This window comes from Vibrio genomosp. F6 (genome assembly GCF_005146325.1).
Classification (GTDB): Bacteria; Pseudomonadota; Gammaproteobacteria; order Enterobacterales; family Vibrionaceae; genus Vibrio; species Vibrio cortegadensis.
Genome location: NZ_SYUT01000031.1, coordinates 179,416 through 203,212, shown reverse-complemented (window position 1 = coordinate 203,212; position 23,797 = coordinate 179,416). Strand labels below are relative to the sequence as shown.

The following is a 23,797-nucleotide window of genomic DNA, read 5'->3' as shown; positions in this document are numbered from 1 at the left end:
AGGAGAGAGCGGTATGACAGATTTAACAGTTAAAGCACTGAGTGAAGAAATTGGTACTCCAGTTGACCGCTTATTAGAACAACTTGCTGATGCTGGAATGAAAAAAGCAGGTAATGACCAAGTTTCTGATACAGAGAAGCAACAACTTCTTATGCATCTTAAGAAAGAACATGGTGATACTTCTGGTGAAACAGAACCGACTCGCTTAACACTCCAGCGTAAAACTCGTAGTACACTAAGTGTTGCTGCTAGTGGCGGCAAGAGCAAGGATGTTCAAGTAGAAGTACGTAAGAAGCGTACTTACGTAAAACGCAGCGCTATCGAAGACGATGCAAAACGTGAAGCTGAGGATGCGGCTAATCGTGAAGCTGAAGAGCTAGCAAAACGCGAAGCTGAAGAGCTAGCACAACGTGAAGCTGCAAACAAAGCACAACGCGACGCTGAAAATAAAGCAAAACGTGAAGCGGAAGCAAAACGTGAAGCGGAAGAAAAAGCGAAACGCGTACAAGCTGAAAAGGCTAAAAAAGACATGAACGCAAAGAATTCTGATGTAAACACGCAAGCAAAAAAAGAAGCTGATGAACTAAAACGTCGTCAGGAAGAAGAAGCGCAGCGTAAAGCTGAGCAAGAAGCTGCGAAGCTAGTTGAAGAAGCTCGCAAGCTTGCGGAAGAGAACCAAGAACGCTGGTCTGAAGAAGAGAAGAAGAAGAAAGAACTTGAGAAATCTGCGGATTATCATATTACGACTTCGACTTATGCTCGTGAAGCAGAAGATGCTGCCGACCAAAAAGAAGAAAAAGCACCTCGCCGTCGTAAGAAGAAAGCGCCAGCGGATGCGAACAAACGCGGTGGTCGTAATAACCAACGTGGCGGTCGTAACAACCGCAGAGATCAAATGGCTAAGCCTACATCAATGCAACATGGCTTTGATAAGAGCGCAGCTGTTGCTAAGCAAGATGTTGTTATTGGCGAAACGGTTGTTGTTTCTGAACTGGCAAACAAAATGTCAGTAAAAGCAACTGAAGTTATTAAGGTAATGATGAAGATGGGCGCTATGGCGACTATCAACCAAGTTATCGACCAAGAAACGGCTTCTCTTGTTGCCGAAGAAATGGGCCACAAAGTTATTCTTCGTAAAGAGAATGAACTAGAAGAAGCAGTACTGTCTGATCGTGATAACGATGCTGCTCTAGAAGGTCGTGCTCCTGTTGTTACTATCATGGGTCACGTTGACCACGGTAAAACATCTACACTGGATTACATCCGTCGTGCACACGTTGCTGACGCGGAAGCTGGCGGTATTACACAGCACATTGGTGCATACCACGTTGAAACTGACAACGGTATGATCACTTTCCTTGATACTCCTGGACACGCGGCGTTTACTGCTATGCGTGCTCGTGGTGCTCAAGCGACAGATATCGTAGTACTTGTAGTTGCTGCCGATGATGGTGTTATGCCACAAACAATCGAAGCTATCCAACACGCAAAAGCGGCTGGTGTACCTCTGATTGTTGCGGTAAACAAAATCGATAAAGAAGGCGCTAACCCTGATAACGTTAAAAATGAGCTTGCTCAATATGACGTTATTCCTGAGGAGTGGGGCGGCGAGAACATCTTTGTACATATCTCTGCTAAGCAAGGTACAAACATCGATGGTCTTCTAGAGTCTATTCTTCTTCAATCTGAAGTACTTGAATTAACTGCGGTTAAAGAAGGTATGGCATCAGGTGTTGTTGTTGAATCTCGTCTAGATAAAGGCCGTGGCCCAGTTGCTACTGTTCTTGTTCAATCTGGTACTCTAAACAAAGGCGATATCGTTCTTTGTGGTCAAGAGTACGGCCGTGTTCGTGCAATGCGCGATGAAAATGGTCAAGAGATCTCTGAAGCGGGTCCATCTATCCCAGTAGAAATTCTAGGTCTTTCTGGCGTTCCTGCATCTGGTGACGAAGCGACAGTTGTACGTGATGAGCGTAAAGCTCGTGAAGTTGCAAACTACCGTCAAGGTAAATTCCGTGATGTTAAACTTGCACGTCAACAGAAAGCGAAACTAGAAAACATGTTTGCGAACATGGAAGCTGGTGAAGTTGCTGAATGTAACGTTGTACTTAAAGCGGATGTTCAAGGTTCTGTTGAAGCAATTGCTGATTCACTACGTAAACTATCAACTGACGAAGTTAAAGTTAACATCGTAGGTTCTGGTGTTGGTGGTATTACTGAAACTGATGCAACGCTAGCAGCGGCTTCAAACGCAATCATCTTAGGCTTCAACGTACGTGCTGATGCAACGGCTCGTCGTACTGTTGAAAATGAAAACCTAGACTTGCGTTACTACTCAATCATTTACCAACTGATTGACGAAGTGAAACAAGCGATGGGCGGCATGCTTGCACCTGAATTCAAACAAGAAATCATCGGTCTTGCACAAGTACGTGACGTATTTAAATCGCCTAAACTTGGTGCGATTGCTGGTTGTATGGTTACTGAAGGTACAATTAAGCGTAGCAACCCAATTCGTGTACTACGTGAAAACGTTGTTATCTACGAAGGTGAGCTAGAGTCACTACGTCGCTTTAAAGACGATGTTCAAGAAGTTAAGAATGGCTACGAATGTGGTATCGGCGTTAAGAACTACAATGATGTTCGCGTTGGTGACCAAATCGAAGTATTCGAAATCGTTGAAATTCAACGTACTCTCGACTAATTGACAAAGTTATTAACTTGCCAAAAAGGTAAGTGATACGGTTGTTGAATACACCATGGGGGGCTGATAGCCCCCCATTCTTTCTATAGTGAGAAAAGAAATGTCAAAAGAATTTAGCCGCACACAACGTGTGTCGCAACAACTACAAAAAGAGCTCGCTCTTATCCTTCAACGTGAAGTGCGTGATTCACGCATTGGTATGGTTACCATTTCAGATGTTGAAGTATCACGTGATCTTGCTTACGCAAAAGTATTCGTTACTTTCTTATGTGTGGGTGAGCAAACACCAGAATCAAGCTTAGCAGCACTTAAAGAGCATGAAGTTCCTGTTCGAATGATGCTAGGTAAGCGTATTCGCCATCGTTTAACACCTGAAGTTCGCTTTACTTACGACAACACGCTTGTTGAAGGTATGCGTATGTCTAACTTAGTAAGCGAAGTTCTAAGTGAAGATAAGCGCAAGCAAGTTGAATCAGGTCGTGAAGACGAAGCTGAACAGAAAGATGAATCTGAGCAGAAAGGTGAAGAGTAATGGCTCGTCGTCGTAAAGGTCGTCCAATTAATGGTGTGATCCTTTTGGATAAACCAACTGGAATTTCATCTAATGATGCGCTGCAGAAAGTAAAGCGTATTTATTTTGCTGAGAAAGCGGGCCATACCGGCGCACTTGATCCTCTTGCGACGGGTATGTTGCCTATCTGTCTTGGTGAGGCGACGAAGTTTTCTCAGTTTCTTTTAGATTCTGATAAACGCTACGTGGTGATCGCTAAGCTTGGTGAACGTACCAATACCTCTGATTCTGATGGTGAAGTGGTAGAAACTCGTGATGTAAACGTGACTCAAGAGCAACTTGAGAGCTGTATCGAGACCTTCAAAGGTGAAACCGATCAAATTCCATCAATGTTTTCAGCATTAAAATACCAAGGTCGTCCTTTGTATGAATATGCTCGTGAAGGCATTGAGGTTCCGCGTGAATCTCGTAAAATCACGGTCTACTCAATTGAACTCCTTCGTTTTGAAGGCGATGAAGTTGAGATGGAAGTGCATTGCTCGAAAGGGACATATATTCGTACGATTACCGATGACCTTGGTGAGATGCTAGGCTGTGGCGCTCACGTTAAGTACTTGCGTCGTACTGGTGTGGCAAAATACCCTTACGAGAAAATGGTGACCCTTGAGCAGTTAAATGAACTGTTAGAGCAAGCTAAAGAGCAAGATATTGCACCGAAAGAGCTGCTTGATCCGTTGCTAATGCCAATGGATACCGCGGTTGAAGACTTACCAGAAGTGAACATGAATGCAGAGCTGACTGATTTGGTTCAGCACGGTATGCAAGTTCAAGTTTCAGGTGCTCCTGCAGAAGGTGTCGTTCGAATGACAAGCGGTGAGGAGAAGCTCTTTATTGGGGTTGCTGAAATTGATGATGATGGCCGTGTCGCACCTAAGCGCTTGGTTGTTTTCAGAGAAGAAGAGCCGCAAGCATAAACAGCAATTAAACTGCTATTTTAAAACCGAGGTCATTTGGCTTCGGTTTTTTTATATGCTGCTTTTGCTTAGATTGATTTGAGGGGAAGAGAATCGTAAATTGCGCGTTATTTGCTTTCAAATATCTTGTGTTTAAACTTTAGCCCCCGTATAATCCGCCCCTCGCGTAGCAGCTGAATCAGAGATTGGCTGTTACAAATTATAAACTTACTCTTATCAGGAGAGAATTATGTCTCTGAATGCAGAAACTAAAGCAGCAATCGTTGCAGAATACGCACAATGTGAAAACGATACTGGTTCACCAGAAGTACAAGTAGCACTACTTACTGCTTCTATCAACCACCTTCAAGGTCACTTCAAAACGCACATCCACGACCACCACAGCCGTCGCGGTCTGCTACGTATGGTTTCTAGCCGTCGTAAACTTCTTGACTACTTGAAAGGTAAAAACCTTACTCGTTACCAAGATCTTATCAAGCGTCTAGGTCTACGTCGCTAATAGCGATGTCTACAAAGACAGTTTGAAGAAAGGGGAGCGTTTATCGCTCCTTTTTTTGTGCCTGAAAACCCAGTATTTTTTACCGCTTGAAATACCTCTCTAATTAAAAATAGTTTATACTATGCCTCGTTGAAATAACGTTATGTTGTTTCACATATTAATCTAACTCATCGCTTTACAGTCACCGAAGTCGACCAATTGGTCGCGACTATTACAAATTATCTTTTTCGAAGTCAATTTGTACTAGTCGCGATTAGTATTGCTTTGAGTATTCATTTAATCATTCTAAATCTCATATGAGTTTAGAGTAAGGAAATCAAATGTTCGCGAATCCAGTCGTAAAATCATTTCAGTACGGTAACCACACCGTAACTCTAGAAACAGGCGTAATAGCACGCCAAGCTACCGCTGCTGTAATGGCAACAATGGACGATACGTCAGTATTCGTTTCTGTAGTAGCAAAAAAAGAAGCGGTAGCAGGTCAAGATTTCTTCCCGCTAACAGTTAACTACCAAGAGCGTACTTACGCTGCTGGTAAAATTCCTGGTGGTTTCTTCAAGCGTGAAGGTCGTCCTTCTGAAGCTGAAACACTAACAGCTCGTCTTATTGACCGTCCAATTCGTCCACTTTTCCCAAGTGCGTTTAAAAACGAAGTTCAAGTTATCGCTACGGTTGTTTCTATCAACCCTGACGTAAACCCAGACATGATCACTATGATCGCAACGTCTGCTGCACTTTCTATCGCTGGTGTTCCATTCAATGGTCCTATCGGTGCTGCACGTGTTGGTCACATCGATGGTCAACTAGTACTTAACCCTTCAAATACAGAGCTTGAAAACTCTAAACTAGACCTAGTTGTGTCTGGTACTGAAGGCGCAGTTCTTATGGTTGAATCTGAAGCTGATAACCTATCTGAAGAAGAGATGCTTTCTGCTGTTGTTTACGGTCACGATCAACAACAAGTCGTTATTAAAGCTATCAACGAATTTGCTGCTGAAGTTGCTACTCCTGCATGGGATTGGACAGCTCCAGAAGTAAACGAAGAGCTTAAAGCTAAAGTTGCGGAACTTGCAGAAACTCGCCTTTCAGACGCGTACCAAATTACTGAAAAAATGGCACGTTATGAGCAAGTTGGCACAATCAAAAATGAAGCAGTTGAAGCGCTTCTAGCTCAAGACGAAGAACTTAATGAACGTGAAATTCGCGGCATGCTAGGTTCTCTAGAGAAAAACGTAGTACGTAGCCGCATCATTGCTGGCAACCCACGTATTGATGGCCGTGAAAAAGACATGGTTCGTGCGCTAGACGTACGTACTGGTGTTCTTCCACGTACACACGGTTCTTCTCTATTTACTCGTGGTGAAACTCAAGCACTTGTTACGGCAACACTTGGTACACAACGTGATGCTCAAATCATCGATAGCCTAATGGGTGAGAAGAAAGACCACTTCCTTCTACACTACAACTTCCCTCCATACTGTGTAGGCGAAACTGGTTTTGTTGGTTCTCCTAAGCGTCGTGAAATTGGTCACGGTAAGCTAGCGAAACGTGGTATCCAAGCAGTTATGCCTTCAATTGAAGAATTCCCATACACAGTACGTGTTGTATCGGAAATCACTGAATCTAACGGTTCATCTTCAATGGCTTCTGTATGTGGTACTTCTCTAGCGCTTATGGATGCTGGTGTTCCAATCAAAGCATCTGTTGCTGGTATCGCGATGGGTCTTGTTAAAGAAGGCGATGATTTCGTTGTTCTTTCTGACATCCTTGGCGACGAAGATCACCTAGGTGACATGGACTTTAAAGTTGCGGGTACTAACGACGGTATTACTGCTCTTCAAATGGATATCAAAATTGAAGGTATCACTAAAGAGATCATGCAGATCGCTCTAAACCAAGCACAAGGTGCGCGTAAGCACATCCTTACTGTTATGGACGAAGCAATCTCTGGCGCTCGTGAAGATATCTCTGAGTTTGCTCCACGTATCCACACAATGAAAATCAACACTGATAAGATCCGTGATGTTATCGGTAAAGGCGGTGCGGTTATTCGCGCTCTTTGTGAAGAAACAGGCACAACTATCGAAATCGAAGATGACGGTACAGTTAAAATTGCTGCAACTTCTGGCGAACAAGCTGAAGACGCAATCAACCGTATCAAGTCACTAACTGCAGAAGTTGAAGTGGGTACTATCTACACGGGTAAAGTTGCTCGTCTAGCTGACTTCGGTGCATTCGTAACGATTCTTCCTGGTAAAGATGGTCTAGTACACATCTCTCAAATCGCTGACAAGCGTATCGAGAAAGTGTCTGACTACCTAACTGAAGGTCAAGAAGTTCAAGTTAAAGTTCTTGAAATCGACCGTCAAGGCCGTGTACGTCTAAGCATGAAAGAAGCAGTAGAACAGCCTGCAGCTGAAGAAAACGCTGCACCTGAAGCTTAATTGCTTAAGGTGATGAGCTTAGGGTTTATTAGCCTATAAGTCTCAAAGCATGTTATAAAGGGGAGCGATATCGCTCCCCTTTTTCATGCGGGTTTAACAGGAGTATCTATTTGTGAAATGGTTTCAAACCGCTAGTCTATGCATAATGCTGGTATTGACTGGATGTTCATCAACAACAAAGCAGTCAAGTCAGTGGATCTATCCACCGATGGCAGTGCCTCTTCAATCGACAATTAAGCAAGAAGTACAAATTGCTCGTTTGACTCAATTGTTGCAGCGTTCTGATCTTAAAGATGAAGTTCGCGCCAAGATGTTTTATGAACGGGGGAATTACTACGATAGCGTTGGGTTGCGAGATCTTGCTCGTTTAGACTTTAATCAATCTCTAGCATTAGATCCTGCTCAGCCTGACATCTTCAACCTATTGGGAGTGTACTTTACTCAAGTTGGTGAGTTTGATGCCGCATATGAAGCTTTTGATTCAACGTTAGAGCTTGATCCCTCTAACTCTTATGCTGAAAGAAACCGAGCGATTGCACTCTATTATGGTGATCGTATTGATTTAGCATTTGAAGATATGACCAAGCATTATCAGGATGGTCCCAGCGATCCATTTCGCGCCTTGTGGTTGTATATAATTCAATACGAACTTGACCCTATTGAAGCGCAACAAGCGCTATTAACACGCTATGAATCGAAAGATGAAAGCTGGGGCTGGGTGTTAGTGGCATTGACTCTGGATAAAATTACGGAAGAGCAAGCATTCAAAGCCGTGCTAACAAGTAGCCGTGACAACACACTGCTGGCGCAACGACTCACCGAAGTCTATTTTTATTTGGGTAAGCGTTATCAGCTAGTCGGTGACTATGCTAATGCCGTCTCTCTCTATAAGTTAGCCCTGTCATTTAATGTGTTTGAGTATGTGGAACATCGTTACTCATTTTTAGAGCTTGGACGGATTTTTGAAGAGGTGAAAGCTCAGCGTTTAGCCGAAACCAACGATAAAAAAATGAGTGAAAGTTCAGAGAAAAGCGAAGTAGTAACGCAATAGCCGCATAATAATTGAAAGAAAACCGTCCACGTGGCGGTTTTTTTTGCTTTTAAAACACTCAAATAGTAAACTAGTTAGCCTTGCTAACTAAAATGAGCGATACATGAGTTTAAATCACCACCTAGAAGAGCTAGAGCGATTTTCAGCGAAAATTTGGAGAGTGCACAGTAAGGAAGATCCGATTGCTCAGCTCAGTTTCAATGAGTATGACTACCTCAAAGTCATTCAAGCTGCCCCTGAACTGATTCGCTTGACCGATTTAGCAGCCGAGATGCAAGTCACGAAACCATCGGCAACGAATATGGTGAAACGATTAGAGCGTAAAGGGCTAGTGGAGCGGAAACCATGCCCCGAAGATGCCCGTTCTAAACGGGTTGGCCTAACGCCTTTAGCTACTGACAACCTTTCGTTGGAAAGTAAAGTCTATGAATTAATGTCGGATCGTTTGATGAAGGGTCTGACGGAAATTGAAGCTCAGCAGTTAAATGAGCTTCTGAAAAAGGCGTTGAAATAAGATTGAATTTACCCATTTAGTTAGCCTTGATAACTAAATTTATAGATTAACTAAGTTTATCGATGACTAAGTTTATAGATAACTAAATGCACAGATAGCTAATGAAAAAGAGATTATGACAAATTCTATTTATCGCCAGTTTTGGCGCTATACCATTCCTACCGTTGCTGCAATGCTAGTCAATGGCTTGTATCAAGTCGTTGATGGTATTTTTATTGGTCGCTATATGGGGGCTGAGGGGCTTGCCGGTATTAATGTCGCTTGGCCTGTTATTGGGTGCATTCTTGGTCTCGGAATGATGATTGGGGTCGGGACTGGTGCGTTATCATCGATCAAACAAGGTGAGCAAAACAGCGAAAGCGCAAAACAAGTACTGGCGACTGGCTTGATTTTATTGGCAGGTTTAGCACCAGTGGTATCCATCTTACTGTGGTACTTTTCAGATGCTTTCCTATTAGTGCAAGGAGCGGAAGGGCGCGTATTAGAGCTTGGTTTGCAGTATTTACATGTTTTGATTTTTGCGAGTGTCTTCTCGTTAGGTTCTATTGCACTGCCATTTTTATTGCGTAATGACGATAGCCCTAACCTTGCTACGGTATTGATGATCATTGGTGCTGTCATCAATATCGCTCTTGATTACGTTTTTATTGTGTGGCTCAAATGGGAGTTAACTGGAGCGGCGTTGGCGACAGGCATTGCTCAAATGATCGTAACAGTATTAGGAGTAGGATACTTTTTCTCTTCTCGAGCAAAACTGCGGCTCACTAGGCGCTGTTTAGTGTTACGTTTGAACTATGTGCCTCAACTGTTTGCTATCGGTGTTTCAAGCTTTTTTATGTACGCATACGGGGCTATGATGGTGGCGTTACATAATGCACTATTTACTCAGTACGGTAATACGTTGATCATTGGATCATATGCGATTTTGGGATATATCGTAACGGTTTACTACTTAACGGTTGAAGGGATCGCGAATGGGATGCAGCCACTGGTTAGCTATAATCACGGTGCTAAAAATAACCATAATATTAAGCAGTTACTTAACGTTGCGATGATAACGTCTATTGTGGGCGGCGTGCTGTTTATTATCCTATTGAATATCTTCCCTTATGAAGCGATATCGGTTTTTAATTCACAAGATTCGGAGTTGATTGATAATGCCGTGCTAGGGATCCGCTTACATTTATTCGCTCTATTCTTAGATGGTTTTCTTGTGGTTGCAGGCGCTTATTACCAAGCGATAAATCGTGGGGGGAAAGCAATGTTTGTGACTGTAGGTAACATGCTAATTCAACTGCCATTTTTGTATTTATTACCAAAAATACTTGGACTGACAGGTGTGTGGATTGCTTACCCTCTATCCAATATAGCATTGAGTATTGTGGTTATTATCATGATGGTTAAAGATATTAAAAGGCTATCTAGTCAACAAGATATAGAGCCCAACCATCAAGTACTGACGAATTGATGCAATAATGTATGCGGCTGGTTGATTGCTGGATATAAAAAGAGCGACATTCTAGTCGCTCTTTTTATCGTTTTAGTCTATCTGTTTGACTTCTAAACCCGCAAGTTGATGCCAGTAACCATTACACTGATGGCTCTGAATTATCTTGGGTTGCGTACCAGATTCATTCGCTCTGAAGCGATCGACTTCTGAGAACGTATCAAGACCGAGAGGGCTCAGGCGAACCACATCGACTAGCCCTTGCATACTAGGTAAATCATTAATCAAGTTATAACAGTAACCAGATTGAGTTTGAATGCCATTCAAGTTAAATACTGACTGCCCCTCTTGGCTATCAACTTGAAGCCCCGTCGGATATTTTATGCAGCATGTCTCGCAATCATCTTTGGCTTTGTTCTCGGCTCTAGCGGTAAAGCAGCGAGCAGAATAAGCCAGAGGTAGATAGCCATGGCTAAAGACTTCGACTTCAAACTTATTACGAATATTCAAAGACTCACACTGAGTCATTACATTGCTTAACCATTCACGAGATAGTTCAACAGGCATGCACCAACGAGTCATCCCCTGTTTAAGGAAAAGGTTCAGTGTTTGAGCGTTGTAAGCATTAACCGCAGGGCCAACAACGAAAGGCACTTTGTGTTCGTAGGCAAGCTGAATAGCAGAAACATCGTTGGCCTCTATCGCAAAGTCACCATTATCGATGTATTTCTTTAAAATGCTGACTTCGCTCGGCGCTTCAAGAAGTGCCATGGTAGACAGAACAACTTGCTTGCCAGATGCCGACAGCTCTTTTGCAATTTCAAACCAGTTTTTTAGCTTCATTTCACGGCGTTTTGAGCACACCGATTCCCCTAAATAGATGATATCAGCTGAGCTGGATTGTGCCTGCGCGTAAAAATCTTCTACATTCTGTTTTGGCCAAAAATAAAGTAATGGACCAAGGGCGTATTTCATCGTGTTATCCATTGTTTATTCTCTATTGCCATTTACGGTGGTAAGCACCAAGAGTGGTCTGGGTGCCTTCAGAAACGTTCGCTAATGTTGCATTCCACGCTTGCTCAACTTGGTAATCTTCTGGGTCTGCAAGGTAGCGATCAATCGCTGCGCGCCAAGTTCGTGTGACTTGTTCAACATAAGCGGGGCTACGTTGGCGGCCTTCAATTTTCACTGAAGCCACATTTGCGGCAAATAGCTCTGGAAGCATTGAGAGGGTGTTCAAACTGGTTGGTTCTTCAAGAGCGTGATAACGTTTTCTTTCACCGTCAATATCCGCTTCAAAACGGCCTTTGCACAATGTTGGGTAACCTGCGTTTTCACCGGCTGAATACTTATCTATTAAGATCTCATTAAGGCGAGACTCAAGACCGCCATCGGTTTCTTGCCAGCGAACATATTTAGCGGGAGAACAGGCTCCAACGGTGTTTGGAGATTCGCCTGTCATGTATGAAGAGAGGTAACAACGGCCTTCAGACATAATGCACAAACTACCGAATGCAAATACTTCTAACTCGACATCACTGGTGATATTTCGAGATAACTGTTTGACTTGATGAATCGATAGCACGCGAGGTAATACAACGCGCTTTACATTGAAATTTTGATGGTAAAAATCGACAGCAGCAACGTTGGTGGCTGATGCTTGTACGGATAGATGCAGTTCTAAATCAGGGTATTTATTTGCTGCATAATCGAGTACGGCTATATCAGCAACGATCAGTGCATCGACACCTAAGTCTGCGGCGTTATCGACGGCGTTGGTCCAACGTTCAAAACCATTTGGATGGGCAAACGTATTAAGCGCCACATGGATTTTTTTATTGTGATCGTGAACATATTGCACGGCGCGATCGAGCTTCTTGCCCGTAAAATTTAAACCAGCAAAATGACGAGCATTGGTGTCATCTTTAAAACCAATGTATACGGCATCAGCACCGCAATCGATGGCTGTTTTTAAAGCAGGAAGGTTACCTGCCGGACATAGGAGTTCCATTTGCTCACTACCAGATATCTAAATAAGAGTACCCGCATTTTATGAAGAAATATGAATGGCAAATTTGATGTGAGGCAGGTTTACGTGAATAAAGTCGTATTTACCCCATAAGGATTACTTACAGGGTTAATTTTTGTGTCGGCGATTTTGGGCAAACAGCTCTTCGACTTCTTGTTTCGGTTGAGGTCGATGAAAGTGGAAGCCTTGAATTGAGTTGCAATTAAGGTTTGAGAGTAGCGTTGCTTGCTGATGAGTTTCAACACCTTCTGCTACCACGGTTAAATTGAGTGACTTACCCAAATTAATGATATTTTCAATTACCGTGATCTGCTTGGGTAGCGTATCAATATCAGTGATGAAAGCACGATCAATTTTGAGCTCATCAAGAGGGAATCTAGCCAAATAGGAGAGTGATGAGTAGCCAGTACCAAAATCATCAATTGATAAGGCAAAGCCCAGTTTTTTGATCGCATTTAGCATTTGAAGAGTGTGGTCGCTATCACTCATTACGGCGCTTTCTGTGAGCTCAAATGTAATGCAACTTGGATCTAGCTCTGTGGTTCTGAGTAACTTCTCCATGTAATCGATCAATTTCGGATTACCAAATTGCTCTGGAGATAGGTTAATCGCCACTCTGCCAGGTAGAATACCTTGAAGCTTCCAGCGTTTTACTGTGGTAAATACATCGCGCATCACAACTCGGCCAAGGTGCTCAATTAAACCTGCTCGTTCTGCTACAGGGATAAAGGCGGCCGGGCTGATGTAGCCTTCAACAGGGTGTTTCCAGCGAACTAGAGCTTCAGCGCCATTGATGCTGAAATCGCGTGCATTCACTTTAGGTTGGTACCAAACTTCTAATCCGTTTTGTTGCAGTGCTTTTTGCAGTTCAATCTCTAGCCAAAGCCTCATTCGAGCTTCTTTGTTCATCTGGTCATTAAACTTAATGAGTCGATTACGGCCGCGATCTTTTGCCTCATACATTGCGGTATCGGCATTTTGCAATAAGATCCGAGCATCGTTGCCATCTTGTGGAGAGGCAACGCTGCCAATAGAACAGGCTAAACGCTTGCTGAAGTGGTGCAGATCGAAGGGCTGATTAATAATGGATATAATGCGTTCAGAAAGTGATTCAGCCATACGATTATTTTCAGGTTCAGGCAGAATAATCCCAAACTCATCACCACCTAAATGCCCCAGAACCGCTTGTTTAGGCAGTAATCGTTTTAACCTTGAAGAGACCTCTTTGATGACTTTATCACCAATGTGGTGACCTAGAGAGTCATTGATGTTTTTAAAGTTATCAATATCAAGATACAGCATCACAAGTGGTGTTTTGGTGTGGATGAACTGCTCTAAACGCTTGGTAAAGCCAAAACGGTTATAAAGATTGGTCAGTGAATCGATATGAGCATCTTCATTGACGGTGCTAGACAGTGGTTTTGGTGCGTCTTCGGCATCTTGAATTAATACGATTTGTGAAGCGCTACCTAAAATGAGAGTCGAGTCTGCATTGAGTTGGAGTTTTCTCTCAAACCCGCAACGAGATCCTGTTAAGCAGACAAACGGTTTCTCTGAAAGCAGTGAGCCTAATTTCGTATTAAAGACGGTTTTTGTATTAACATCGATAAATAGGCGCCCGAGCTCTTCACCTAATAACTCGTTCGCTGAATTGAAACCGAGCAATCGTGCTGCGGCTGGGTTCGCGGACAAAATGCAGTCATCTTCAACTAACAAAAGCCCATCGGGGAGTAGCTGAGTTAACTTAGAAAATTTATTTTCGGACTCTTCGAGGGAGCGAATGAGGATCTGTTTTTCAGACGTATCAGTAGCATGAAAGATTACATGGTCGATTTTCTTGTCATTATGAACGGGAGACAATGAAAAATGCAGACTGGTCTCTAAATCCGTCTCATTGAGAGTAATTTCGGCTTCAATGACTTCTCCAGCAAATGCTCTTTCATAGTAAGGCTGTAAGTGCTGGTAAAACTGCTCTCCGAGGATCTGTGAATCACTCATACCAACCAGTTCGGTTTGGCTAAGTCCTGAAATATCGCAATAGCGATCATTGACCATGCAGTAGTTGTGCTGATCATCCAATATGGCAAAAAAGAACGGACTGTTTGACGTTAGTTTTGCGAACCAATGTTGTAACTGCTGGGATGACATCAATTTACTACCGATTCTCCACTGGGCTTATTTTTTACACAATGAGTGAAATATTCGTAATACACTAACTATAACTGTGATTCTATCGATGTGAAACATGTCAACGCGATGTTTCTTGACTCATAACAGGAATCCATTCAATCTCATCCATTATGATGAGATATTCTTCTTACAAAGTAACGGATAAATAGCGTGATTAACAAGATTCGCACCCAACTAGTTCAAAACGCAGCATCAATTTTGCGATCTCCAGTCCACTTATTGCCTCAAACTGTACAAAAAAAAGCCTTGCTAGAAGGGTTGAAAACGGTTTTTCACGAAGCGCTTGAAGACGGTGATTTTGAGTTCCTTGAAGATAAATGGTTAAAAGTATCAATTAAGGATATGAACCTTAGTTGGCATATCAGTTACCAAGATGAAAAACTTGTAGTATCAGAGACTTCAGAGCAAGAAGATGTCAGTTTTAGTGGCAACTTGAATGATCTTATTCTAATTGTAGGACGAAAAGAGGATCCTGATACGCTCTTTTTCCAACGTCGTTTAAGCATTGAAGGGGATACAGAATTAGGCCTAGAAGTTAAGAATTTAATGGATAGCGTGGATCTGGAGTTGTTACCTAAACCGCTGCAATTATTTGTAAATCAATTAGCTGATTTTGTGCATAAGGGCGTACAATCACCGTCTACACAAAATGAGGTTATAAATGCTTATTCGAACTGAAGCTCCAGCAGATATATTAACGATTGATCGTTTAGTTAAATCTGCATTTGAGACTGAAGCTGAAGCCAACTTGGTGATGAAGCTTCGTGAAAATAGCCGTTTGACGTTATCTTTAGTGGCGTGTTCTGATGATGGAGAGATTATCGGCCATGTCATGTTCAGCCCGGTTCAGGTTGATGGTGAAGATCACAACTGGCAAGGGCTTGCTCCTTTGTGTGTTAAAAGTGAATATCAAAATCAAGGAATTGCTACCTCTTTGATTAAGGAAGCATTTGTATCTCTAGTTGATTTTGGTTATCCAGGATGCGTTGTTTTGGGAGACCCAGCTTTTTATCAAAAGTTTGGTTTTAAAAATGCCGATATATTCAACTTTAACTGCATTTGGGATGTGCCTGAGGGCGCATTTCAGGCCATTGAACTCGTGGATGGTTGTTTTCAAAATCATTCAGGTTTAATTGAATATAGCCCTGAATTTTCTGAGTTGTAGGGCTCAACGCAGTCGTTCAGTTAGATTAAGAAACAAAGGAGCGATATCGTTCCTTTGTTTTTTATGCCATCAGCGTTATGCTTGTTGAGAACGCCTTATCCTGATTATCATGTTGTGCTTATTATAAGTACTTAACGCCTCTGAATTGATAGATATTTTTAGCCATGGGCCTAATTAAATCGCTATGTCTCAACTGATTACGCAATCCCAATTATTTATGCAATCACAGCAACTTATGCAATCCCAACAACAAAGCCAATTTCGACAAGCTTGCTACTTACAAGAAATGGGCATCAGCCAGTGGGTTTTGGCTGACCCTAAAATGTTTGAAGGCTATCAGCCTGTAGATTTAGAACTTCCTGACTCATGCAAGTTATTACTTATCTCACCGATGCCACCAAGTGGAGAGATCGTTACGATGTTTGAGCGCGTTTTAAAAAGTATTCATTTACGGCTTGATCAGGCGTTGTTCATTCAACCGTCACAACTATCTCAACTAGGTGAAAATCAACTTGAATGGGTATGGTTTGCTGGCTGCGAGACTTCTGACGGCGTTCAGGTTAAAAAAGTACTTAACTCACCTTTGTTATCTGAAATAGATGGTAATGTTCAACACCGACGAGATTTATGGCAGCAGATCTGTTCTTATGACTAATCAATTAATCAAACTTCGACCTGAACATCTCAATGATGTTTGGAATATCGAACAAAGTGCACATTCTCACCCTTGGGCGCAATCTAATATTAATGATCTCGACAGTCGAGGTGGAAATCATCATGGTTTGTGGGTGAATGAAGAGTTGGTGGGGTACTTTTACTCGCAAAATATTGTGGGTGAAGTGACATTACTGAATATCGCGATAGCACCTGATAAGCAGGGTAAAGGTTACGGGCGTATCTTGATGGAGGCATTCATTAAGGCGTGCGAAGAATCTAACGCTGAAAGCATCTGGCTTGAAGTTCGAGAAAGTAACCTCAAAGCGTTTCAGTTATACGAGTCGCTCGGTTTTAATGAGGTCGATAGGCGCTATAACTACTACCCAAGCGCTAATGGAAAAGAAGACGCGATTATCATGAGTTATTTATTCTTCTCTTTTTAGCGAGCTCTAGGCTCTTCATTGAGAAAACCACTAATACTAAACATCGTCTTAGTTCAACGATAACTTAATTGAATGGGTTTGCTGCTTATTATGTCGAGTAATAAGCAGCAAGTCTTCAAGATATCGTTAACTTGTTTTAACTAAAGCGGCTTGGTTAACCGCGGTTTCAATATTATAAGGGCTGTTTTTTAGCTTGATGGCGATCTCTTTTGCTGGCAGTGGTTTATCAAATAAGTAACCTTGGAACTGTGTACAGCCCAGATCTTTAAGCGAATTGAGCTCAAGGACTTCTTCAACACCTTCAGCAATGACTTCTAGATTCAACCGTCTTGCGGTCATAATGATGGTATCAACAAGGGCTTGATCGCTTTCATCTAAATGCAGTTGAGTCACAAAAGATCGATCTATTTTTAAAACATCGACCGCTAAGTGTTTAAGATAGCGCAATGAAGAGTAACCAGTCCCAAAGTCATCTATCGATATTTGTATATCTCGCTCTTTCAATTCGGCCATTTTCTTGATGGCGCCTTCAATGTTCTCTAGCAGCAAACTCTCTGTTATCTCTAATTCGATATGTTGACCACTAATCCCTGCTTGCGCTAGAGCATCGAAGATATGATCGACAAATGATTCTTGTGAGAATTGGAGCGGACTGATGTTGATGGCTAGGCGCTTAAATGTTGGAGGTAGAACCCCTTCTTTTTTCCATGCGGCATATTGGTAACAAGCCTGCTCAATGATCCAGTCGCCAATTTGTAAAATTTGCCCTGTCTCTTCGGCAATCGGCATGAATATCCCGGGAGGGAGTACCCCTTTTTCTGGGTGATTCCAACGAATGAGTGCTTCTACGCCAATGATCTGCTGATGTTGATTGACTTGCGGTTGGTAGTAAAGCTCCAGTTGATGCTTGTTTAGCGCCTCATGTAGCCCTTTCTCAATCTCCAAAAAGGATTCTACCTGCGCCTGCATCTCTGGCTCATAGAACATGTAATTGTTTCTACCCGCGACTTTCGCTCGGTATAGCGCAGTGTCGGCTTGCCTTAACACATCAATACTGGTGCTATCGACGGAAGGGAAAACCGATATTCCGATACTCACGGTACAATAGAGTTGATGATCGTCGATTGAGTACGGGTTGGAGATCAGAGAAAGTAACTGTTTGGCGACATTGGTTGCTTCTTTTGAAGTGAGGCCAGGGACTAAGATGGCAAATTCATCACCACCAATTCTCGCCGCAACGTAGCCGGGCTTTAGCCAAGCATCAATACGAAGTGCAATGGCTTTGATTAAATGATCCCCAATCGTATGACCTAATGAGTCATTGATGGTTTTGAAGCGGTCTAAATCAAGATAAAACAGTACGCCGCTGGTACGCGTTTTTGCGGAATCGGTAATGGTTGAGCTTAGAGTTTGAAGTAACAAGCTACGATTCGCTAATCCTGTTAATGAATCATAGTATGCGAGTTGATTGAGCTTGCCTTCTGCTTTTTCTCTGTCTTGCCATAAATCATGGAATGACGTCGCGAGGCGGCTCAGCTCATCATTTCTGTCTTTTGTTGGCAGCGGTTGAGCCTTGTTTTTATCCTGCAGAGATTGAACCCATTCAATGAGAGTTACGATAGGTTTCGACAATTTATAGTAGAAAAAAATCAGTAGGATAATGGTTAGAAGCACGTTTCGGATTAAATCGAAAAGTAAGATTCGTGAGGATTTTGCGATGAAGTCTTGTGCGATGCTCGTGCCATTAATTGAGAAACTAAGTGAGCCGACGATAACCTCAGAGTTTGGCTGATGTAATGCCGTTATGTAATGGGTTGAGGTCGGGGTTAAATAATCAGACAAGAGTTCCGAAAGGCTACCCTGGCTGACGACTTGTTTATCTTTGATTGTGAGAATATCGCCAAAATCGTCAATAATTTTTACATTAAAAATGGCAGGATCCATCATAAGGCTGGACGCCACTTGTTCTGCTAAGAGATGATTTAAGTGGTAGGCGGCTTGGCTTGCGTTAGAGTAGTTCTGGAGCAATTTGAATTGGTAGTGCTCTTCGATGCGTTGTTGCTCTTGGTGCAAATCGACTAAAATGTAATAGAAACTAAAAAACAGCCCCAAAACGACTGAGACTAAAAAGACGGTTTTTGCTTGTTTAAATGCCAGAGAATGTACTTTTTTTGCTTTCAAGGTATACCCAACTCAATCTCATCACTTATTAAGTTATAGCTCAATTTCATCTATATTTTTATAGGTTATTTGTTTTCTTGAAGATTTTGTTATCTAGGGCATGATACCACGTGGTTTACCGCTTTTTATTGTGAATGCAGACAAATTTGCCCCGAACGCAAATATAGGGGAAAATACGCGCAAAATTGATTCATATCGCTAATCCAGAGTGCAATCTGCCCTGATGGATACATGTTAGCCCAAAGAAGATTACATTAATGTCAAATACTCCGTTTATCGGTGAAGTGTCTAAACGTAGAACCTTCGCTATTATCTCGCACCCGGATGCGGGTAAAACCACTATTACTGAAAAAGTACTCTTATTCGGAAACGCTATTCAAAAAGCGGGTACGGTAAAAGGTCGTGGCTCTAACCAACACGCTAAATCCGACTGGATGGAGATGGAAAAAGAGCGTGGTATTTCGGTTACTACCTCTGTGATGCAGTTTCCTTACAACGACTGCCTCGTTAACCTACTTGATACTCCTGGACACGAAGATTTCTCGGAAGATACTTACCGTACATTGACTGCCGTTGATTCGTGCTTGATGGTTATTGATGCCGCTAAAGGTGTCGAAGATCGTACGCGTAAATTAATGGAAGTTACTCGCCTACGTGATACGCCTATCGTGACGTTCATGAACAAATTGGACCGCGATGTTCGTGATCCAATGGAAGTGTTAGATGAAGTCGAAAGCGAATTAGGCATGGCCTGTGCACCTATCTCATGGCCTATCGGTTGTGGTAAAGAGTTTAAAGGTGTGTATCACATTCATCGCGATGAGACGATCTTATATGAATCAGGCCACGGTCATGAGATCCAAGACGTTCGTATCATTAAAGGTCTAGATAACCCTGAGCTTGATATTGCTGTCGGTGAAGATCTTGCTGCAAGTGTACGTGATGAACTAGAACTTGTTATTGGTGCATGTCCTGAGTTTGATCACGAGCTTTTCCTTGCTGGTGAGTTAACGCCTGTTTACTTCGGTACTGCATTAGGTAACTTTGGTGTTGACCATATGTTGGATGGCCTAACGGAATGGGCACCTGCCCCACAAACTCGCAAAGCAAATGAGCGTGATGTTGTGGCAACCGAGGAAAAATTCTCTGGTTTTGTATTTAAAATTCAAGCGAATATGGATCCAAAACACCGTGACCGCATTGCTTTCATGCGTATCGTATCGGGAACTTACAACCAAGGTATGAAGATGAACCATGTTCGTACCGGTAAAAATGTCAGTATTTCTGATGCGGTAACCTTCATGGCAGGTGATCGTACTCGTGCTGAAACAGCGTATGCGGGTGATATCATTGGTTTACACAACCACGGCACGATTCAAATTGGTGATACTTTCACGCAAGGCGAAAATTTGAAGTTTGCAGGTATTCCGAATTTCGCCCCTGAATTGTTCCGTCGTATTCGCTTAAGAGATCCTCTAAAGCAGAAACAGCTATTGAAAGGTTTAGTTCAACTTTCGGAAGAGGGCGCGGTACAGGTATTCCGTCCACTGCAAAATAACGATCTTATTGTGGGCGCGGTTGGTGTTCTTCAGTTTGATGTTGTTGTGGCTCGTTTGAAAGCGGAATATAACGTTGAAGCTATCTACGAAGGTGTCAACGTTGCAACAGCGCGTTGGATTGAGTGTAGTGATGCTAAGATGCTTGAAGAGTTTAAGCGTAAGAACCAAAGTAATTTAGCATTGGATGGTGGCGATAACCTATCTTATGTTGCTCCAACGATGGTGAACCTTAACCTTGCGTCAGAACGTTTCCCTGACGTTCAGTTTAGAGCGACTCGTGAACACTAATCTGATTTGATCGATAGTTAGCGATAATTATTGGTTCGAACATGTAAAACGCCTATTGTTAAATCAATAGGCGTTTTTTATGCGTTCAATCTAATCTTTTATACTTTGGCATTTATTTCTATTCATACGCTCTGATTACCGAGTTCTTATGACTGATCCTTTATAGCTGAGCCTGTATAACTGAGTGCCAAATAACCATGCTACACGGAGGAGTAATATGATCAAATGGCTACGAGGGTGGGTGGCTCGTTATGATCTTTGGTGTCAATCTATGGGATTAACTCCAGAGCAAAGACGCAGTTGTGTTCCATATAAAGAGGAGCAAAAACGTGAAAATAATGAAGAATCAATGAAAAGAGAGTCAACGAACGAATGAATGATTCGATTCGGCTATTTGACACTCACTGCCATTTTGATTTTGAACCCTACCGACAGCATTTTAGTGATGAACTTGAAGCGGCTAAAAACCAAGGCGTAGAGAAAATTCTCATTCCGTCTATTGGAATGAAGAATTGGGCAGAGATTCAGCGCTTATCTATACAACATGATGAGATCAGCTATGCCTTAGGTTTTCATCCTTACTTTTTGAATGACTATTTAATAGAAGATATAGATGAGCTAGAGAGAGAGTTGCAGGTGTCACCGACAAAATGCGTGGCGATAGGAGAGTGCGGTTTAGATTTCGCCATTGATATTGATCCTCAACAGCAAGAAGCGTTTTTTATCCGTCAAATCCAGCTGGCAAACTTAATGAAATTACCGCTTATTCTCCATTGTCGAAAAGCTCACAATAGAATGATTCAGCTACTGAAGAAGCATAGACCAGAGAAAGGAGGTGTACTGCACGGCTTTTCTGGAAGCTATCAGCAAGCGATGAATTTTGTCGCGTTAGGGTTCTATATCGGCGTTGGCGGTGTCATTACATATCCTCGAGCGAATAAAACTAGGCAAGCGATTGCATGCTTACCATTAACCTCACTGGTACTAGAAACGGATGCTCCAGATATGCCAATAAATGGGTGTCAAGGCCGTGCAAACCACCCTAAAAACGTGATTAACATTTTTGATGAGTTGGTTTTGATTAGAAAAGAGACAGAGCAAACGGTTGCTTCTCAAGTGTGGGAAAATAGCCATTCTCTCTTTGCTATGTGTGAATAAAATCGAAACAAAATGTTCCCTTGATGAGAAAGTTATCACTTATTGGTGATCTTTGTCACATATGCGGGTGAATGACTTATGAATCTTATAAGAAAGTGTGAGGTCGGCATTACTTTATTTCTGAGGGCGTGAGTATAATTGCCCCCGCTTTTTAGTTCCATTTTGTTACACGCCAATACACAACTTATAAGGAAGTCATAAACTATGAGCCTGTTTATGAGCCTAGTCGGCATGGTAGTTTTAATTGCAATTGCAGTCCTACTATCAGATAACCGCAAAGCTATCAATATCAGAACAGTGGGTGGCGCTTTTGCTATCCAATTTTTCATCGGTGCATTCGTTCTTTATGTACCTTGGGGTCGCGATCTTCTAGCAGGTTTCTCTGCTGGTGTTGCAAACGTGATCGATTACGGTAAAGACGGTACAGGTTTCCTATTTGGTAGCCTAGTTAACTTCTCAGTTGACGGTATCGGATTCATCTTCGCGTTCCAAGTTCTACCAACGCTGATTTTCTTCTCTGCACTTATCTCTGTACTTTACTACATTGGTGCGATGCAAATAGTAATCAAAGTTCTTGGTGGCGGTCTGCAAAAAGCATTAGGTACGTCTCGTGCGGAATCTATGTCTGCTGCGGCTAACATCTTCGTTGGTCAAACTGAAGCACCTCTTGTTGTGCGTCCGTTTGTTCCAAAAATGACACAGTCTGAACTATTCGCAGTAATGTGTGGTGGTCTAGCTTCTGTTGCTGGTGGTGTACTTGCTGGTTACGCTTCAATGGGTGTTCCACTAGAGTACCTTGTAGCGGCATCATTCATGGCTGCACCTGGTGGTCTACTGTTTGCTAAAATCATCAAGCCTGAAACTGACACTCCAGATGAGAACCTAGGTACTGACATCGACGGTGGCGACGACAAGCCTGCTAACGTTATCGATGCAGCTGCTGGCGGTGCTTCTGTTGGTCTTCAACTTGCTCTTAACGTTGGTGCAATGCTACTAGCATTCATCGGTCTAATCGCGCTAATCAACGGTATGTTGGGCGGCATCGGTGGTTGGATTGGTATGCCTGAGCTAACTCTAGAACTTATTCTAGGTTGGATCTTCGCACCTCTAGCATTCGTTATCGGTGTTCCATGGGAAGAAGCGACAATCGCTGGTACTTTCATTGGTCAGAAAACGGTAGTTAACGAATTCGTTGCATACCTAAACTTTGTTCCTTACGTTGGCGATAACGCTCAACTAGTAGCAGAGACTGGTAAAGTAATGTCTGAGAAAACTCAAGCAATTATCTCGTTCGCTCTATGTGGTTTCGCAAACCTTTCTTCTATTGCGATTCTACTAGGTGGTCTAGGTGGTATTGCTCCTAACCGTCGTCACGACATCGCTAAGATGGGTGTGAAAGCGGTAGCAGCAGGTACTCTATCTAACCTAATGGCTGCAACAATTGCTGGTTTCTTCATTACACTTATGGCTTTTTAAGTCCATATAGTTTAGTTAATCAATAACTATATAGACGCCATTTAAATAGAGCCCCGTAGCAAGAAATTGCTGCGGGGCTTTTTTTTTGTAAAAACGGAAGAAGAGAGCCACACCTATTTGACAGAATTAGGAAGCGTTTGTTTTCTACAGATTTGGTTAAATAGGGGGCTTTTCTAAAGTATTTTGAGATACAAACCGTTTGCGTTCTAAGGAGCACTACATTTTTTTATAAAAATCTATAATGTATAAAGCATAGAGATAGGATTCTCTTGTTGGCTTAAGCGCTTTAATTAGCCTAGGAATATAGCTAAACTTATACATGTTAGACACAACATGACTGAATTGTTGTGCCATAGACCAAACTGGTACTGTGCGGTGACAAGGATAGCAATTGATAATACGGGGTGTGTTATCAAGTCTTCAGGGAACCAAGTCCGTTCATTTGTGACTACTGAGCAAAATTATTATTCCTATCTATACTAGGTAGGGGCAAGGTAGTTGACTATT

The 23,797-nt window shown here is 42.4% G+C and carries 20 protein-coding genes; 16 read left to right on the top strand and 4 right to left on the bottom strand.

Going from position 1 to position 23,797, the window contains the following annotated elements; all coding sequences use genetic code 11:
• The first annotated feature begins 13 nt into the window (after positions 1-13).
• From infB to FCV43_RS14030, 8 genes are all read left to right on the top strand, one after another.
• The gene (gene infB / locus FCV43_RS14065) at positions 14-2,704 is read left to right on the top strand and encodes a translation initiation factor IF-2 (protein WP_136995548.1); all 2,691 of its coding nucleotides are present in this window, start codon (positions 14-16) and stop codon (positions 2,702-2,704) included.
• 100 nt (positions 2,705-2,804) lie between these two features.
• Positions 2,805-3,236: a 30S ribosome-binding factor RbfA gene (rbfA, locus tag FCV43_RS14060; protein ID WP_017054103.1), complete on the top strand. Its 432-nt coding sequence runs from the start codon at positions 2,805-2,807 to the stop codon at positions 3,234-3,236.
• Positions 3,236-4,189 carry a tRNA pseudouridine(55) synthase TruB gene (gene truB, locus FCV43_RS14055; RefSeq protein ID WP_136995547.1) on the top strand — a complete coding sequence of 318 codons (954 nt, stop codon included), beginning with the start codon at positions 3,236-3,238 and terminating at the stop codon, positions 4,187-4,189. The genes rbfA and truB overlap by 1 nt, the downstream gene beginning before the upstream one ends.
• Before the next feature lie 229 nt (positions 4,190-4,418).
• Positions 4,419-4,688 carry a 30S ribosomal protein S15 gene (gene rpsO, locus FCV43_RS14050; protein ID WP_017054101.1) on the top strand — a complete coding sequence of 90 codons (270 nt, stop codon included), beginning with the start codon at positions 4,419-4,421 and terminating at the stop codon, positions 4,686-4,688.
• 320 nt (positions 4,689-5,008) lie between these two features.
• Positions 5,009-7,132 carry a polyribonucleotide nucleotidyltransferase gene (gene pnp, locus FCV43_RS14045; RefSeq protein ID WP_136995546.1) on the top strand — a complete coding sequence of 708 codons (2,124 nt, stop codon included), beginning with the start codon at positions 5,009-5,011 and terminating at the stop codon, positions 7,130-7,132.
• 112 nt (positions 7,133-7,244) lie between these two features.
• Complete coding sequence (gene nlpI / locus FCV43_RS14040) at positions 7,245-8,183, top strand: lipoprotein NlpI (protein ID WP_136995545.1); 939 nt, start codon at positions 7,245-7,247, stop codon at positions 8,181-8,183.
• Positions 8,184-8,286: 103 nt separating this feature from the next.
• Complete coding sequence (locus tag FCV43_RS14035) at positions 8,287-8,697, top strand: MarR family winged helix-turn-helix transcriptional regulator (protein WP_017054098.1); 411 nt, start codon at positions 8,287-8,289, stop codon at positions 8,695-8,697.
• A gap of 115 nt (positions 8,698-8,812) precedes the next feature.
• Positions 8,813-10,165: an MATE family efflux transporter gene (locus FCV43_RS14030; RefSeq protein WP_136995544.1), complete on the top strand. Its 1,353-nt coding sequence runs from the start codon at positions 8,813-8,815 to the stop codon at positions 10,163-10,165.
• A 72-nt stretch (positions 10,166-10,237) separates the two neighbouring features.
• Here the strand turns inward: FCV43_RS14030 and FCV43_RS14025 are convergent, their stop codons facing one another.
• From FCV43_RS14025 to FCV43_RS14015, 3 genes are all read right to left on the bottom strand, one after another.
• Positions 10,238-11,119 (bottom strand): U32 family peptidase, encoded by an 882-nt coding sequence (locus FCV43_RS14025; RefSeq protein ID WP_029203528.1) that lies wholly within the window; start codon positions 11,117-11,119, stop codon positions 10,238-10,240.
• A gap of 22 nt (positions 11,120-11,141) precedes the next feature.
• Positions 11,142-12,155, bottom strand: a complete 1,014-nt coding sequence (ubiU, locus tag FCV43_RS14020; RefSeq protein WP_017054095.1) for a ubiquinone anaerobic biosynthesis protein UbiU — start codon at positions 12,153-12,155, stop codon at positions 11,142-11,144.
• A 126-nt stretch (positions 12,156-12,281) separates the two neighbouring features.
• Positions 12,282-14,321 carry a sensor domain-containing protein gene (locus tag FCV43_RS14015; RefSeq protein WP_017054094.1) on the bottom strand — a complete coding sequence of 680 codons (2,040 nt, stop codon included), beginning with the start codon at positions 14,319-14,321 and terminating at the stop codon, positions 12,282-12,284.
• Positions 14,322-14,513: 192 nt separating this feature from the next.
• On the opposite strand from FCV43_RS14015, the gene ubiT reads away from it, so the two are divergent.
• From ubiT to rimI, 4 genes are all read left to right on the top strand, one after another.
• Entirely contained in the window at positions 14,514-15,041 is a 528-nt protein-coding gene (gene ubiT / locus FCV43_RS14010; protein WP_017054093.1) for a ubiquinone anaerobic biosynthesis accessory factor UbiT, read from the top strand.
• Entirely contained in the window at positions 15,025-15,528 is a 504-nt protein-coding gene (locus FCV43_RS14005; RefSeq protein WP_113799174.1) for a GNAT family N-acetyltransferase, read from the top strand. The genes ubiT and FCV43_RS14005 overlap by 17 nt, the downstream gene beginning before the upstream one ends.
• Before the next feature lie 235 nt (positions 15,529-15,763).
• Positions 15,764-16,183: a DNA polymerase III subunit psi gene (locus FCV43_RS14000; protein WP_136995595.1), complete on the top strand. Its 420-nt coding sequence runs from the start codon at positions 15,764-15,766 to the stop codon at positions 16,181-16,183.
• Entirely contained in the window at positions 16,176-16,628 is a 453-nt protein-coding gene (rimI, locus tag FCV43_RS13995; RefSeq protein ID WP_017054090.1) for a ribosomal protein S18-alanine N-acetyltransferase, read from the top strand. Before FCV43_RS14000 ends, rimI begins: the two co-directional genes overlap by 8 nt.
• Positions 16,629-16,754: 126 nt before the next feature.
• Here rimI and FCV43_RS13990 read toward each other — a convergent pair whose 3' ends face one another.
• Complete coding sequence (locus FCV43_RS13990) at positions 16,755-18,809, bottom strand: putative bifunctional diguanylate cyclase/phosphodiesterase (protein WP_136995543.1); 2,055 nt, start codon at positions 18,807-18,809, stop codon at positions 16,755-16,757.
• A 257-nt stretch (positions 18,810-19,066) separates the two neighbouring features.
• Here FCV43_RS13990 and prfC point away from each other — a divergent pair, with 257 nt between their 5' ends.
• The 4 genes from prfC to FCV43_RS13975 all read left to right on the top strand — a co-directional run bounded on the left by prfC (position 19,067) and on the right by FCV43_RS13975 (position 23,290).
• A complete protein-coding gene (prfC, locus tag FCV43_RS13985) occupies positions 19,067-20,656 on the top strand; it encodes a peptide chain release factor 3 (protein ID WP_017054088.1) in 1,590 nt (529 codons plus the stop codon).
• Between the two features lie 217 nt (positions 20,657-20,873).
• Positions 20,874-21,032, top strand: coding sequence for a hypothetical protein (locus FCV43_RS20405; RefSeq protein ID WP_170961662.1), 159 nt, complete (start codon positions 20,874-20,876; stop codon positions 21,030-21,032).
• On the top strand, positions 21,029-21,814 hold the full coding sequence (locus tag FCV43_RS13980) for a TatD family hydrolase (RefSeq protein ID WP_136995542.1): 786 nt from the start codon (positions 21,029-21,031) through the stop codon (positions 21,812-21,814). Before FCV43_RS20405 ends, FCV43_RS13980 begins: the two co-directional genes overlap by 4 nt.
• Before the next feature lie 204 nt (positions 21,815-22,018).
• Positions 22,019-23,290, top strand: a complete 1,272-nt coding sequence (locus FCV43_RS13975) for a NupC/NupG family nucleoside CNT transporter (protein ID WP_017054085.1) — start codon at positions 22,019-22,021, stop codon at positions 23,288-23,290.
• Positions 23,291-23,797: the final 507 nt, after the last annotated feature.

Coding starts and splice junctions, on each gene's coding strand:
- FCV43_RS14025 (WP_029203528.1), bottom strand. CDS start 11,119: ATGAAATACGCCCTTGGTCCATTACTTTATTTTTGGCCAAAACAGAAT.
- infB (WP_136995548.1), top strand. CDS start 14: ATGACAGATTTAACAGTTAAAGCACTGAGTGAAGAAATTGGTACTCCA.
- rbfA (WP_017054103.1), top strand. CDS start 2,805: ATGTCAAAAGAATTTAGCCGCACACAACGTGTGTCGCAACAACTACAA.
- FCV43_RS13975 (WP_017054085.1), top strand. CDS start 22,019: ATGAGCCTGTTTATGAGCCTAGTCGGCATGGTAGTTTTAATTGCAATT.
- FCV43_RS14030 (WP_136995544.1), top strand. CDS start 8,813: ATGACAAATTCTATTTATCGCCAGTTTTGGCGCTATACCATTCCTACC.
- ubiU (WP_017054095.1), bottom strand. CDS start 12,155: ATGGAACTCCTATGTCCGGCAGGTAACCTTCCTGCTTTAAAAACAGCC.
- prfC (WP_017054088.1), top strand. CDS start 19,067: ATGTCAAATACTCCGTTTATCGGTGAAGTGTCTAAACGTAGAACCTTC.
- FCV43_RS14015 (WP_017054094.1), bottom strand. CDS start 14,321: ATGTCATCCCAGCAGTTACAACATTGGTTCGCAAAACTAACGTCAAAC.
- FCV43_RS14035 (WP_017054098.1), top strand. CDS start 8,287: ATGAGTTTAAATCACCACCTAGAAGAGCTAGAGCGATTTTCAGCGAAA.
- pnp (WP_136995546.1), top strand. CDS start 5,009: ATGTTCGCGAATCCAGTCGTAAAATCATTTCAGTACGGTAACCACACC.
- FCV43_RS14000 (WP_136995595.1), top strand. CDS start 15,764: ATGCAATCCCAACAACAAAGCCAATTTCGACAAGCTTGCTACTTACAA.
- rimI (WP_017054090.1), top strand. CDS start 16,176: ATGACTAATCAATTAATCAAACTTCGACCTGAACATCTCAATGATGTT.
- FCV43_RS14005 (WP_113799174.1), top strand. CDS start 15,025: ATGCTTATTCGAACTGAAGCTCCAGCAGATATATTAACGATTGATCGT.
- rpsO (WP_017054101.1), top strand. CDS start 4,419: ATGTCTCTGAATGCAGAAACTAAAGCAGCAATCGTTGCAGAATACGCA.
- FCV43_RS20405 (WP_170961662.1), top strand. CDS start 20,874: ATGATCAAATGGCTACGAGGGTGGGTGGCTCGTTATGATCTTTGGTGT.
- truB (WP_136995547.1), top strand. CDS start 3,236: ATGGCTCGTCGTCGTAAAGGTCGTCCAATTAATGGTGTGATCCTTTTG.
- FCV43_RS13980 (WP_136995542.1), top strand. CDS start 21,029: ATGAATGATTCGATTCGGCTATTTGACACTCACTGCCATTTTGATTTT.